Origin of the sequence: Streptomyces sp. NPDC050625 (assembly GCF_040654755.1) — a bacterium.
GTDB lineage: Bacteria > Actinomycetota > Actinomycetes > Streptomycetales > Streptomycetaceae > Streptomyces.
Genome location: NZ_JBFAIQ010000003.1, coordinates 258,814 through 271,855 on the forward strand (window position 1 = coordinate 258,814; position 13,042 = coordinate 271,855).

Sequence of the window (13,042 nt, forward strand, 5' to 3'; positions counted from 1 at the left end):
TCTCTCCGGCCTCTCGGAGAGGCCGCCCAGACTGTGGGCGCTTTTGCCCGCCCATTGCACTGAACGAGCCGCATCCATGCACAGCAGCACCACTGTCGAGACGCCGCAGCACGAACAGCGCGACGACGACGCCCTCTCCCACGGCCTCAAGCAGCGCCATCTGTCGATGATCGCCCTCGGCGGGGTGATCGGTGCCGGTCTGTTCGTCGGCTCCGGCGCGGGCATCGCCGCCGCCGGGCCGTCGATCGTCGTCGCCTATGCCGTCTCCGGCCTCCTGGTGATGCTGGTGATGCGGATGCTCGGCGAGATGTCCGCCGCCTACCCGTCGTCGGGCTCCTTCTCCGCGCACGCCGAGCGGGCGATCGGCCCGTGGGCGGGCTTCGCCGCGGGCTGGTCGTTCTGGGTGCTGCTGTGCACGGCGGTCGGGCTGGAGGGCATCGGCGCCGCCCACATCGTCACGGGCTGGCTGCCCGGCACACCCGAGTGGGCCTGGGTGGCGCTGTTCATGGTGGTCTTCTGCGGCGCGAACCTGACCGCGGTGAAGAACTTCGGCGAGTTCGAGTTCTGGTTCGCCGCGCTGAAGGTCGGCGCGATCAGCCTGTTCCTGATCCTCGGCGGGCTGGCCATCGCCGGGGTACTGCCGGGCACGGACTCGCCCGGCGCCTCGAACCTGACGGACTTCCTCCCGCACGGCGGCGAGGGCCTGGTCATCGGCCTGCTGGCCTCGGTCTTCGCCTACGGCGGCCTGGAGACGGTCACCATCGCGGCCGCCGAGTCGGAGAACCCGGTGCGGGGCGTGGCGAGCGCCGTGCGCACGGCGATGTGGCGCATCGCGCTGTTCTACATCGGCTCCATGGCGGTCATCGTCACCCTGGTCCCGTGGGACTCCAAGGAGGTCGTCGAGAAGGGCCCGTACGTCGCCGCCCTGGACCACCTCGGCATCCCCGGCGCCGGCCAGCTGATGAACGTGGTCGTCCTGGTCGCCCTGCTGTCGGCCATGAACGCCAACATCTACGGCTCCTCGCGCATCGCCTACTCGCTGGTGGCGCGCGGCCAGGGCCCGAGGGCGCTGGCCAGGGTGTCCGGCGGCGTGCCGCGCATCGCGGTGCTCACCTCGTGCGTGTTCGGTTTCGTGTGCGTGCTGCTCAGCTACTGGCGGCCGAACGACGTCTTCCCCTGGCTGCTGAACATGATCGGCGCGGTCATCCTCGTCGTCTGGATGTTCATCGCGGTCTCCCAGCTGCTGCTGCGCCGCCGCGTGGAGCGAGAGGCACCGGAGAAGCTGGTCGTGCGCATGTGGGCGTTCCCGGTGCTGACCTGGGTGGCGCTGGCGGGCATGGTGGCGATCTTCGTCCTGATGGCCCGTGAGCAGGACACCCGCGTGCAGCTGTACTCGACCGGCGGGATGACGCTGGTCCTGGCGGTCGTGGGCTACGCCTGGCAGAAGGCGCGCGCCAGGGCCTGACGTTCGCGCCCGTCGGTCCCGGTCAGGGGCAGGGGACGTTGAGCGACAGCAGGGCCGTGGACTGCGCGTCGACGCGGATCTCGCTGACCGCCGCGTTGCGCAGCTGCGGGAAGACCCGGCGGTATCCGGCCAGGGGAATGCCCAGCAGCGAGCACAGCACCAGCCGCAGCAGGGTGTTGTGGGCGACGACCAGGACGCGCCCGCCGGGGTGGGCGGCGGCGATACGGCGCAGGGCCGCGGTGCCCCGGACCGCGGCGGAGCGGGGGTCCTCGGCGCCGGGGAAGGGGTGGGCCACCGGATCGGCGCGGAAGGCCTCCGCGGCGTCCGGGTGCTCGGCGGCGAACTCGGCGAGGGTACGGCCCTCCAGCACCCCGAAGTCGCACTCCCGCAGGTCCGGTTCGCGCCGCGCGGTGAGTCCCAGGGCACGGCAGGCGGGCTCGGCGGTGACGATCGCCCGGGAGACGGTCGAGGTCCAGATCGCGTCGACCGGGTGCGCGGCGGCCCACCGGCCCAGCCGCTCGGCCTGTTCCCGCCCGGTGTCGGTGAGGGCGACGTCGCTCACCCCGGCGTAGCGGTTCTCGGCGTGCCAGACGGTCTGGCCATGACGGGCGAGGAGGAGGGTGGCGCTCATGACTGTGCAGTATCCGCGTCGATGCGGCCCCGCGCATGCGCCGCGACCGGTGCGGGCAGCCAGCCCCTCGACTCCAGTGCGTCCAGGAGGCGGGCGTAGGGCTCGGTGAAGCGGGCCGTGCGGTCGGGGCGGGGTTCGACGACGGTACGGATGCGGACCATGCGGTCCGTGGCGTCCGCGAGGGTGCGGGCCGCGCCCGTGCCGTGGGCGGCCAACGCGGCCATGCCCAGGGCCGGTTCGGTCTGTTCCGGCACGCGGGCCGGGCGGCCCAGGATGTCGGCGCGCAACTGGTTCCAGTAGGCGCTGCGGGCCGCCCCGCCGGTGAAGGCGAGGGGGCCGTCGAGCGGGGCGCCGAGGCGGTGCAGACAGTCCAGGCAGAGGCGTTCGGTCAGGGCCACGCCCTGGAGGAGGGCGGCCCAGTGGTCGGCGTCCGACACGGGTTCGCCCAGCAGGAGCGGGGTGGCGTCGGGGGCCCGGAAGGGAAAGCGTTCGCCCCGTGACACCAGGGGGTACGCGAGCGCGCCCGACGGTTCGAAGGCCGCGGCCGCGGCATCCAGCGCGGCCGGGTCGGCGTCCGGGAAGCGGGCGGTGAGGGCTCCGGCGCCGACGCTGGACGCGCCCCCGGGCAGCCAGCTCCCGTCCGGTGCACGGTGGTTGTAGACCACGCCCGCCTCGTCGCGGACGGGCACCGAGGAGGCGCCCTTCAGGACGAGCGTCGTGCCGAGCACCGAGTTCCAGGCGCCCTCGCTGAGCGCGCCCGACGCGATCTGGGCCGCGCAGCCGTCGGTCATGCCGGCGATGACGGGCGTGCCTGCCGGGATGCCGGTGGCCTCGGCGGCGGACGGACACACCTCGCCGAGCCGGGTGCCGGGCCGGACGACCTCGGGGAGCGCGTCCGCCGGCACACCGGTGCCGTCCGGCCAGATGTCGCGCTCGACGTCGTACGCCGTCTTGAGCGCATGGCTGGAGTCGGTGGGGACCGTATGCCCGACCAGTCGTGCGTTGATCACGTCCGGCTGATGGGTGACCCGCCCGAAGCCCTGGGCGGCGAGCAGCCACAGCGCCTTCGGCAGCGCCCAGCTGTCCTGCACCGCGAGCCCGGCCGCCCGCAGCCGCGCCGCCTCCGCTCCGGCCCGCCCGTCGTCGTACATCAGCCCGGCGCCGAGCGGCCGTCCCGCCGCATCCGTCAGCAGCACGGTCCCCGAGGTCCCGCACACCGCGACCCCGCCCACCCGGTGCCCGCCCCGCAACGCGACCCGGGCGGCGGTGCACACCCCGGCCCACCACTCCCCGGGATCCTGCTCGTGCCGCACCCCCTCGCGCCGCCCGCGCAGCGCGGCCGAGCCGCTGCCCAGGACCCTGCCGTCGGCGGTGACGAGCAGCGCGCGGACGCCCTGTGTCCCCAGGTCGATCCCCAGCCATGCCGCGCCCTCGGACCCCATCCGGACCTCCCGCGTTTCGCGCTGCGAACTGTGAACTTCCCACTCTGCACCGACATTTCGTCCTGAACGTGGGATTGACACCCCTTCGCGGCCGTTACACGCTCTGTCAGCGAGTCGACTCGATGTGTTGACGCTGCCGGGTCCACCCTTGTCCTCGACGCCGAGACGGGAGACTCCCTGCGATGACCCTGGGGACCAGCGTGCGTGTCGTTGCCGCCGGCGACCACTTCGTCCTGCCCTCGCTGATCAGGGAGGCGGTTCTTCGCGAACACCCTTGTGAGGTGAGGGAACTGACCCTCGGCTGGCCGCTCGAACCCTTCGGCCCGGTGGCCGAGGTGACGGAGGCGAGCGACGCCGAGGACGAGCTGATCGCCGCGCTCGCGGGCGCTCGGGTACTGGTCACCCAGATGGGCCCGGTGACGGAGCGCGTCCTGGGCGCCTGCCCGGAGCTGCGGCTGGTCGTGGTGTGCCGGGGCGGCCCGGTCAACGTCAACCTGGACGCGGCGAAGCGGCACGACGTACGGGTGTGCTTCGCGCCCGGCCGCAATGCCGCCGCCACCGCCGAGTTCACCGTCGGGCTGCTGCTGGCGGCCCTGCGCCGCATCCCGCAGGCGCACGGGCTCCTCGCCGGTAAGGGCAGCTGGGCCGGGGCCGCCTACTACACCTATGAGCACAGCGGCCTGGAGCTGGAGGACCTGCCGGTCGGGCTGGTCGGGTACGGGGCGGTGGGCAGTCGCGTCGCCCGTGCGCTGTGCGCGTTCGGGGCGCGGGTGATGGTGTACGACCCGTATGTGCGCGGTGAGATCCACGGCCTGCGCGTCGCCTCCCTCGACGAACTCCTGCGCCGTTCCCGGGTGCTCACCCTGCACGCCCGGCTCACGCCGGAGACACGCGGTCTGATCGGCGCCCGTGAGCTGGCGCTGCTGCCGCCGGGCGCGGTGCTGGTGAACGCTGCCCGCGGTCCGCTGCTGGACGAGGACGCGCTGTGCGACGCGCTGGAGGCGGGCCGGCTGTCGGCGGCGGCCCTGGACACCTACGCCCATGAGCCGCTGCCGTCCGGCGCACGGCTGGTCGCCCTCGCCGATCGGGTGGTCCTCACCCCGCATCTGGGCGGGGCCAGCCGGGCGGTGGCGGAGAAGGCCGCGCGGATCGCGGCCGCGGAGGTGGGGCGCTGGGTGCGTGGCGAGCCGTTGACGCACTGTCTGACCTGACGGTGCGGGCCGTCCAAGGCCGCGTGTCCCGACGCGTCGGCCGCGAGTGAGCCGCAGGGGCTGGAGCGCCCCGGAGGCGATCGAGCCGAACGAAGGGGAGAGTGGCATGTTCGTGGGAATCGATGTGGGCACGTCCTTGGTGAAGGCCGCCGCGTTCGACGGCTCCGGACGTGAACTGGCCGTCGAGGCGCGGCCGGTGGGGCTCGATCTGCACGAGGGCTCGGTCGAGCAGGACATGGAGGAGGTGTACGCGGCGGTCGTCGCCGTGCTGGACGGGCTGACGGCGCGGGTGCCGGAGCCGGTGGAGCTGGCGGGGCTCACCGGGCAGGGCGACGGGGTGTGGCTGGTCGACGGCGAGGGGCGCCCGGTGCGGGCGGCGGCGTCCTGGATGGACGGCCGGGCGCACGAAGTGCTGGACCAGTGGCTGGCGGACGGCACGTTCGAGACGGTGTTCCGGCGGACCGGCAGCGCCATGTTCCCGGGCTGCCCCGGCCCGCTGCTGGCCTGGTTCGACCGCCACGAGCCGAAGTCCCTGGACGCGGCGGCCGCGGCCGTCTACTGCAAGGACATGGTCTTCCAGCGGCTGACGGGCGGGGCACGGGCCACGACGGATGTGTCGGACGCCTCGATGCCGTTCCTGGACCCGCGCACCCGGTCGTACGACAACCGGGTCGTCGAGCTCCTGGGCCTGCCCCACCGCCGGGGCCTGCTGCCCGCGATCAGCGATCCGGTGGCGACGGCACGGGCGCACGGCACGGGACTGCCCGCCGGCACCCGGCTGGCGAACGGCCCGTACGATCTGCCCGCCTGCGCGCTGGGCGCCGGAGTCACCGCCCCCGGCGACGGCCTGCTGATCGTCGGCACCTGTCTGGCCGCCCTGGTGGCCACCACCGAGCTGGATGTGTCCGGCGAGCCGGCCGGGCTGTACATCTCCACGGACCGCCCCGGGCACTGGCTGCGCGCCATGCCCGCGATGGTCGGCACGGCGGCCCTGGACTGGGTGCTGTCCACGACGCGCGTCCGGCACGACGAGGTGGACGCGCTGCTGGCCGGGACCCCGCCCGGCGCCCACGGCGTCCGTGTGCTCCCGTACTTCGCGCCGTCCGGCGAGCGTGCCCCCTTCGTCGACCCCGCTCTGCGCGCCGAACTCACCGGGGTGTCCCTGGAGTCGACGCCCGCCGATCTGATCCGGGCGACCTGCGAGGGCATCGGCTACGCGGCCCGGCACTGTCTGGAGGCGGCGGGTCTGACGGGCACGCTCGCGGTGTGCGGCGGGGGCACCCGCAGTCCCGCCTGGATGCGGCTGCTCGCGGATGTGCTGGGCCGCCCGCTGCGGGTGGTGGAGGGCGAGGTGGGCGCCCGGGGCGCGGTCCTCGCGGCGGCCCAGCGGTACGGGGTCACCCTCGACACCGCCGCCTGGACCGGCCCGACGGCGGTCGTCGCACCGGACCCGGGGCGGACCGCGTACTACGCGAACGGGTACGAGGAGCACCTGGCAGGGCTGGCCCGGTCGCGCGCCCCACGGACGTAGGGCGCGCAGCCGGCCGGGCCGGCGTGCGGATCAGAGGTTGCTGAAGTCGGGGCCCTTGGTGCGGGTCCGCTTGATCTCGTAGAAGCCGGGGACGGAGGCGACCGCGAGGGTGCCGTCCCAGAGGCGGGCCGCCTCCTCGCCCTTGGGGGCGGGTGTGACGACCGGGCCGAAGAAGGCGATCTCCTCGCCGGCGGGGCCGGGGACGGAGATGACCGGGGTGCCGACCTCCTGGCCGACCTTGTCGATGCCCTCCTTGTGGGAGGCGCGCAGCTCGGCGTCGAACTCGAAGTCCTCCTGCTCGGCGTAGTCGATCAGGTCGGCGGGCAGGCCCACGTCCGCGAGCGCGTCGGCGAGGACCTCGATCGTCGCGCCCTCTCCCTTGTTGTGGATGCGAGTGCCGAGCGCGGTGTAGAGGGGGCCGAGGACTTCGGCGCCGTGCTTCTGCCAGGCCGCGGTCACCACGCGCACCGGCTTCCAGGCCTTGACGGCGAGCATCTCGCGGTACGACTCGGGCAGCTCGTCCAGCCTGTTCTCGTTGAGTACGCCCAGGCTCATGATGTGCCAGCGGACCTCGATGTCCCGGACCTTCTCCACCTCCAGCACCCAGCGGGAGGTCATCCACGCCCAGGGGCAGAGCGGGTCGAACCAGAAGTCGACGGGGGTCTTACCGGCGGTCGTCGCGGTGGCGGACATGCTTCTCCTCGGAATGCGGATTCTTCAACTGGCAACATTCGCCTGCCGCGCTCCATTCCCTGGTGCCCCGGGTCAGGGGCGCATGGCAGGATCGGTCCTGTCCCGCCTGCCCGAGACCCGTCCCGGACCTGTCCGCGAATTGTCCGAAAAGTCCAAATTCCCAGAGGGAGTGCCGCCTGTGCCCGGTGAGAACCTGTCCCGCGACGAGGCCCGGGAGCGGGCCGCCCTGCTGTCGGTCGAGGGGTACGAGGTGTCCCTCGACCTGCGCTCAGCCGTCGGCGAGGGGGACGGCGACCCGCGCACGTTCCGCTCGGTCACCACGATCCGCTTCCGCTGCAACGAGCCGGGCGCGTCGAGCTTCGCGGACCTGATCGCGCCGAGCGTGACCGCCGTCTCGCTGAACGGCAAGGACCTCGACCCGAGCGAGGTCTTCGACGGCTCCCGGGTCGCCCTGGAGGACCTGGCCGCCGAGAACGAGCTGATCGTCGACGCCCGCTGCGCCTACTCGCGCACCGGCGAGGGCATGCACCGCTTCGTCGACCCCGAGGACGGCGAGGTCTACCTCTACACCCAGTACGAGCCGGCCGACGCCCGCCGTGTCTTCGCGAACTTCGAGCAGCCGGACCTCAAGGCCCCGTTCCGCTTCGAGGTGCGGGCGCCGGAGGGCTGGACGGTGTGGTCGGGCGGCGCGGGCGAACTCGTCGACGGGGTGTGGCGGTTCGCGGAGACGAAGCCGATCTCGACGTACATCACCTGCGTGGTGGCGGGGCCGTACCACTATGTGACCGACTCCTACGAGCGGGTCTTCGAGGACGGCACGCGTCTGGAGATCCCCCTCGGCGCCATGTGCCGCAAGGGCCTCGCGCCCTACTTCGAGGCCGACGACGTCTTCCTGATCACCAAGCAGGGCCTGGACTTCTTCCACGACCACTTCGACTACCCGTACCCGTTCGGGAAGTACGACCAGGCCTTCGTGCCCGAGTACAACCTGGGCGCGATGGAGAACCCGGGTCTGGTGACCTTCCGCGAGGAGTACATCTTCCGCGGGAAGGTCACCCAGGCCTCGTACGAGGCGCGGGCCAACGTCATCCTGCACGAGATGGCGCACATGTGGTTCGGCGACCTGGTCACCATGGAGTGGTGGGACGACCTGTGGCTCAAGGAGTCCTTCGCGGACTTCATGGGCACGTTCGCGAACGTCGGCGCGACCCGGTTCACCAACGCCTGGGTCACCTTCGCGAACCGCCGCAAGGCCTGGGCGTACCGCGCGGACCAGCTGCCCTCCACGCACCCGATCACGGCGGACATCCGCGACCTTCAGGACGCCAAGCTGAACTTCGACGGCATCACCTACGCCAAGGGCGCGAGCGTGCTGAAGCAGCTGGTGGCGTACGTCGGCCAGGACGCGTTCCTGGAGGGCGCGCGGCGCTACTTCAAGCGGAACGCGTACGGCAACACGCGCCTGGGCGACCTGCTGTCGGCGCTGGAGGAGACGAGCGGCCGGGACATGGCGGCCTGGGCCCGCTCCTGGCTCCAGACGGCCGGGGTCAACTCGCTGACCCCGCAGGTGCTGCTGGACGCGGAGGGCCGGGTGACCGAGCTCGCGGTGCTCCAGGAGGCTCCGGAATCACACCCCGAGCTGCGTCCGCACCGGGTCGCGGTGGGCCTGTACCGCCGCACGCCCGAGGGCGCGCTGGAGCGGTACGCGCGCGTCAAGGCGGACGTCGAGGGTGCGCGCACGGTCGTGCCGGGCCTTGCGGGCGCCGAGGCCCCGGAACTGGTCCTGGTCAACGACGACGACCTCACGTACTGCAAGATCCGGCTGGACGAGACCTCGCTCTCGGCCCTGCGCGAGAACCTGGGAGCGGTGACCGATCCACTGGCCCGGGCGCTGTGCTGGTCGGCGCTGTGGAACATGACGCGGGACGCGCTGCTGCCGGCCCGGGACTTCGTGGACCTGGTGCTCCGGCACGCGGCCGGCGAGTCGGACATCGGCGTGCTGCAGATGCTGCACGCGTGGGCGAACTCGGCGCTGGTGCACTACGCGGCGCCGGAGTGGCGGGCCACGGGCGAGCGCCTGCTGGCCGACGGGGCGCTCGCGGAGCTGCGGGAGGCCGAGCCGGGCAGCGAGCATCAGCTGGCGTGGGCGCGGTTCTTCGCGACGACCGCGACGGGCGAGGCCGATCTCCAGCTGCTCCGGGGCCTGCTGGAGGGCACGGAGAAGATCGACGGGCTGGAGGTGGACCAGGAGCTGCGCTGGTCGTTCCTGGAGCCGCTCGCGGCCCATGGGGTCGCGGACGAGTCGGTCCTGGCGGCCGAGTTGGCCCGGGACGACACCGCCTCCGGCAAGCGTCACCAGGTCCGCTGCCTCGCCGCCCGCCCCTCGGCCGCGGTGAAGGCGCAGGCGTGGGCGCAGGTGGTGGAGTCGGACGCGCTGTCCAACGCGCTGGTCGAGGCGACGATCGCGGGCTTCGTGCAGCCGTCGCAACGGGAGCTGACGGCGCCGTACACGCAGAAGTACTTCGCTGCGATCGAGCGGGTGTGGACCCAGCGGTCGATCCAGATCGGCATGGACGTGGTCCGGGGCCTGTTCCCGTCCTTCCAGGACTCTCCGGAGACGCTGGACGCGACGGACGCGTGGCTGGAGTCCCACCAGGACGCGGCTCCGGCGCTGCGCCGGCTGGTGGTCGAGGCGCGGGACGACCTCGCCCGGGCGTTGCGTGGACAGGCGTGCGACGCCGCGACCTCTGGCCAAAGCCCGGCCCGTCCGTGACCGTTACGGAATTCAGGCAATAACAGCCGTAACCCCTGGTCCGCACCCGAACGGACCAGGGGTTTTCCGGGCCTATTCGGCATCCGAACACGCGTCCTTTAGTACCATCTTGTCCGTATTCATCGACGGGCGTGTAACAGCGGTTAAGGGGCGGACGGGGCGCGGGAATCTCGACGGCATGACGCACAACACCCCGCTCTCCCCCCGCCCCGTACGCCGCCTCTCCGAGGTGCGCCGCCGGGTGATGTCGACGGCCCGTCTGCGCGCCCACGGCATCTCCACGGCCGAACTCGACGAGCAGTGCCGCCCCGGCGGCCCCTGGCGGCAGATCCTCCCGGGCATCGTCCTGCTCCACCCCGGTCCGCCCACGAGCGAGGAGCGCCTGCACGCGGCGCTCCTGTACGCGGCGCGCGAGTCGGCGGCGGGGATGCCGGGAGTGCCGTCCCAGCCGAACGCGGACGAACCGCACCGCCCGGTGTACAAGGAGGCGATGATCACGGGCCTGGCGGCCCTCGCCCTCTACGGCTTCGCCTCCGCTCCCCCGCTCACCTCGCTGGACCGCATCGACGTGCTGGTCCCACGGCTGCGCCGGCTGCGCACGACGGGCTACGTCCGCATCCTGCGCACCCCGGCCCTGCCCACCCCCCGCCAGGTCACCGGGCTCCCGGTCGCCCCGGTGGCGCGCGCCCTGGCCGACGCGGTGGCGGAACTGACCGAGGGGGGCGCCGTACGCAGGCTGCTGACCGAGGCGGTACGCGCCGGGCACTGCGAACCAGCCGCGGTGGTACGGGAATTGACCCAGGCGAAGCTGCTGAGCCGGCCGCACGTGGTGGACGCTGTGGACTCGCTCGTGGCCGAGGGCAGGGCTGTGGCGGAGGACCACCTGTACCGGATGGTGCGCGAGCACGGCCTGCCCGACCCGGTCTGGAACGTGGACCTGAGGCTCCCGGGCGGCCCCCACCTCGGCGGCGTGGACGCGTACTGGCCGGAGCAGGCGGTCGCGGTGGAACTGGACACCCGGGCCCCGCGCCAGGACGACGACGCCCTGTGGTCGGAGTACGCCCGCAAGCGCGAGCACCTGGAGCGCCTGGGCATCACGGTCGTCCACCTCACCCCCAGGAAGCTCAGGCACGCCCTGGAACAGCAGGCGGCGGTGGTTCGCACGGCCCTGATGGCCTCGAACGACCGCGAGCCTGCCGCGTATGTCCTGGTACTGCCCCGATAGGGACGGACCCGGGCAACAGGAGGGGAGAGGAGGGGCCACCGGCCAACTACCCGGGGGCCCCTCCTCGTTGTACACGGACCTGTGGCGGCCCCTGCCCGTAGTCTGACGGTGATGACCGACGAACCCGTGATACTGCGCCCCGTCCGCGAGGACGACCTGCCGATGCTGGAGCGGTTCCTGACGGACCCCGAGGCCACCGGTCCCTTCCAGTGGTACGGCTGGTCGGACCCGGGGCGCTTCAGGCGCCGCTGGGACGAGAACGGCCTGCTGGGGGACGACGGCGGCCAGTTGATGGTGGCGACCGACACCGACCGGCTCGGATTCGTGGCCTGGCGGAAGGTCGTCACCGGGCCCGCCTCGTACTGCTGGAACATGGGAATCCAGCTGGCACCGCACGCCTGCGGCCGAGGAGTCGGCACCCGGGCCCAACGACTCCTGGTCCACTACCTGTTCGCACACACCCCCGTGGTCAGGATCGAGGCGGACACCGAGGCGGAGAACATCGCGGAGCAGCGCGCCCTGGAGAAGGCCGGCTTCACCCGGGAGGGCGTGCTCCGCAGCATCGTCTTCCGCGACGGGCAGTGGCGCGACGGCGTGTCCTACAGCGTGCTGCGCGACGACGTCAGCCTCGCCTGAACCGTCTAGACCCCGACATCGCCGTCCGCGACCCCAAGAAGCCCAACGGCCCCGCTCTCCTGCTCCCCGCCGAGGCGTGGCAGGCATTCATCGCGCACGTCGCCGACATATGAGTGGTGAACGCGGTCGAGCAGCGCGGCGTACGCCGCGATCATCCGCGTACGGCTGAACCGCTCACGGCTGCGGGCCAGGATCGGTGCGAGGGCGGCACGCCCGGCGATCGCGCCGGTCCAGGCCAGAGCGATGGCGCTCGGGTCCTGAGGCGTGACGAAGCCCTGCCCGGCAACGATGGACGCGCTGTCGCCGACGTCCGTCGTGACCGGCACCGCGCCGCACATCATGCCCTCGATGAGGCAGAGCGGGGCCGCCTCCCCGGAGATCGAGGTGAGGGCGACGACATCGGCGCCGGCGTAGACGGCTTCCATGTCGCGCCGCACCCCGAGCAGGTGCACGCGCTCGCGGAGCGCCTGCTCGTCGGGCCCGAAGGCGACGGCGATGTCCGCCCACAGGGCCGGGTTGTCCTCGGTCATCCCGGCGCCGCACATCACCACGTGCCCGCCGCCCTCGCGGGCCAGCCACTCGCGCGCGGCGCGCAGGAAGAGGGGGACGTTCTTCATGGTGGCGTACCGGGCGGCGAAGACGACCACGGGCGCGGCGGCCGGGACCCCGAGTGAGGCGCGGAACGCGACCCGCACCGCGGGATCGGGCCGAAACCGCAGCAGATCGACGCCGTTCGGAATCACGTGCAGCAGCTCGGCCGGAATCCCGGCGGCCTGGTACGCGTCGCGGGTGGACTCGGCGCAGCACACGCACGCGACGACCGTGCCGTCGCCGATGGCCGCCTTGAGCTCGTCCAGGGCCGGGCCCTGGTTCTCGGGGTCGGACCGGTGCAGCGAGACGACCACCGGCCGACGCGGCAGCCCGGCCTGGTTGAGCAGGGCGAGCGGCTGCTCCTTGAGGGACAGGATCACGTCGGCCCCGGCCATGGCACGGGCCGTTTCGGCCAGCTCGGGCCCGCTGAAGACGTCCGCGGCGACGGCCCCGTCGACCAGCCCGGCGCCGCGCCCGAGTGACGTGACCCCGACACCACCCGCCGTGAGCGAGCGGTAACAGGTGTCGTCCTCCATCCGCTGCCGGGTGGCCTCGCGGTGCACCTCGCCATGGATGCTCAGCACCCGATGACGTTGCTGGCCACCCTCGACCAGCCCCAGCACCACATCACTGTGAACGATCCGGGCTCCGCCGGAGAAGAAGCCCTCGTAGACCGAGAGCACACGCAGTCCGTGCCTCGCGCGCACACGACCACCCGCCTTGCACTAAATCGAGCCATCCCCGTCAACAGCGGGTTAGCCGATATGAGGCGGTACGGACGTTTCGTACAGATGAACGCCGTGTCTCGTCTCCGGGTCCTCTCGATGACACGACTCACCGTGCC

10 protein-coding genes and 1 pseudogene are annotated in these 13,042 nt (G+C 72.6%); 7 read left to right on the forward strand and 4 right to left on the reverse strand.

Features of this window, described 5'->3' with window-relative positions; translation table 11 throughout:
* Nucleotides 1–76 precede the first annotated feature (76 nt).
* A complete protein-coding gene (locus AB0I54_RS08690; protein ID WP_363295188.1) occupies nt 77–1,465 on the forward strand; it encodes an amino acid permease in 1,389 nt (462 codons plus the stop codon).
* Between the two features lie 22 nt (nt 1,466–1,487).
* Here the strand turns inward: AB0I54_RS08690 and AB0I54_RS08695 are convergent, their stop codons facing one another.
* The gene (locus tag AB0I54_RS08695; protein ID WP_363295189.1) at nt 1,488–2,096 is read right to left on the reverse strand and encodes a histidine phosphatase family protein; all 609 of its coding nucleotides are present in this window, start codon (nt 2,094–2,096) and stop codon (nt 1,488–1,490) included.
* Entirely contained in the window at nt 2,093–3,538 is a 1,446-nt protein-coding gene (locus AB0I54_RS08700) for an FGGY-family carbohydrate kinase (RefSeq protein ID WP_363295190.1), read from the reverse strand. The genes AB0I54_RS08695 and AB0I54_RS08700 overlap by 4 nt, the downstream gene beginning before the upstream one ends.
* Nucleotides 3,539–3,720: 182 nt before the next feature.
* On the opposite strand from AB0I54_RS08700, the gene AB0I54_RS08705 reads away from it, so the two are divergent.
* Both AB0I54_RS08705 and AB0I54_RS08710 read left to right on the forward strand, forming a co-directional pair.
* Nucleotides 3,721–4,749 (forward strand): 2-hydroxyacid dehydrogenase, encoded by a 1,029-nt coding sequence (locus AB0I54_RS08705; protein ID WP_363295191.1) that lies wholly within the window; start codon nt 3,721–3,723, stop codon nt 4,747–4,749.
* A 106-nt stretch (nt 4,750–4,855) separates the two neighbouring features.
* Nucleotides 4,856–6,280: an FGGY-family carbohydrate kinase gene (locus AB0I54_RS08710; protein ID WP_363295192.1), complete on the forward strand. Its 1,425-nt coding sequence runs from the start codon at nt 4,856–4,858 to the stop codon at nt 6,278–6,280.
* 30 nt (nt 6,281–6,310) lie between these two features.
* Here the strand turns inward: AB0I54_RS08710 and AB0I54_RS08715 are convergent, their stop codons facing one another.
* Nucleotides 6,311–6,973, reverse strand: a complete 663-nt coding sequence (locus AB0I54_RS08715) for a DsbA family protein (protein WP_363295193.1) — start codon at nt 6,971–6,973, stop codon at nt 6,311–6,313.
* Between the two features lie 178 nt (nt 6,974–7,151).
* On the opposite strand from AB0I54_RS08715, the gene pepN reads away from it, so the two are divergent.
* From pepN to AB0I54_RS08735, 4 genes and pseudogenes are all read left to right on the forward strand, one after another.
* Nucleotides 7,152–9,746: an aminopeptidase N gene (pepN, locus tag AB0I54_RS08720; protein WP_363295194.1), complete on the forward strand. Its 2,595-nt coding sequence runs from the start codon at nt 7,152–7,154 to the stop codon at nt 9,744–9,746.
* Nucleotides 9,747–9,924: 178 nt separating this feature from the next.
* Nucleotides 9,925–10,971, forward strand: coding sequence for a hypothetical protein (locus tag AB0I54_RS08725; protein ID WP_363295195.1), 1,047 nt, complete (start codon nt 9,925–9,927; stop codon nt 10,969–10,971).
* Between the two features lie 111 nt (nt 10,972–11,082).
* Nucleotides 11,083–11,607 (forward strand): GNAT family protein, encoded by a 525-nt coding sequence (locus tag AB0I54_RS08730; protein WP_363295196.1) that lies wholly within the window; start codon nt 11,083–11,085, stop codon nt 11,605–11,607.
* A pseudogene (locus tag AB0I54_RS08735) lies at nt 11,553–11,669 on the forward strand (hypothetical protein); the annotation flags it as partial. The gene AB0I54_RS08730 and the pseudogene AB0I54_RS08735, both read left to right, overlap by 55 nt.
* On the opposite strand, the gene AB0I54_RS08740 reads toward AB0I54_RS08735, so the two are convergent.
* Nucleotides 11,613–12,881, reverse strand: a complete 1,269-nt coding sequence (locus AB0I54_RS08740; protein WP_363295508.1) for a glycosyltransferase — start codon at nt 12,879–12,881, stop codon at nt 11,613–11,615. The pseudogene AB0I54_RS08735 and the gene AB0I54_RS08740 sit on opposite strands and share 57 nt — an antisense overlap.
* Nucleotides 12,882–13,042: the final 161 nt, after the last annotated feature.

Excerpts from the sequence above, each read along its gene's own strand:
- AB0I54_RS08725 (WP_363295195.1), top strand. The coding sequence starts at position 9,925 with ATGACGCACAACACCCCGCTCTCCCCCCGCCCCGTACGCCGCCTCTCC.
- AB0I54_RS08700 (WP_363295190.1), bottom strand. The coding sequence starts at position 3,538 with ATGGGGTCCGAGGGCGCGGCATGGCTGGGGATCGACCTGGGGACACAG.
- AB0I54_RS08715 (WP_363295193.1), bottom strand. The coding sequence starts at position 6,973 with ATGTCCGCCACCGCGACGACCGCCGGTAAGACCCCCGTCGACTTCTGG.
- AB0I54_RS08730 (WP_363295196.1), top strand. The coding sequence starts at position 11,083 with ATGACCGACGAACCCGTGATACTGCGCCCCGTCCGCGAGGACGACCTG.
- AB0I54_RS08705 (WP_363295191.1), top strand. The coding sequence starts at position 3,721 with ATGACCCTGGGGACCAGCGTGCGTGTCGTTGCCGCCGGCGACCACTTC.
- AB0I54_RS08695 (WP_363295189.1), bottom strand. The coding sequence starts at position 2,096 with ATGAGCGCCACCCTCCTCCTCGCCCGTCATGGCCAGACCGTCTGGCAC.
- AB0I54_RS08690 (WP_363295188.1), top strand. The coding sequence starts at position 77 with ATGCACAGCAGCACCACTGTCGAGACGCCGCAGCACGAACAGCGCGAC.
- AB0I54_RS08710 (WP_363295192.1), top strand. The coding sequence starts at position 4,856 with ATGTTCGTGGGAATCGATGTGGGCACGTCCTTGGTGAAGGCCGCCGCG.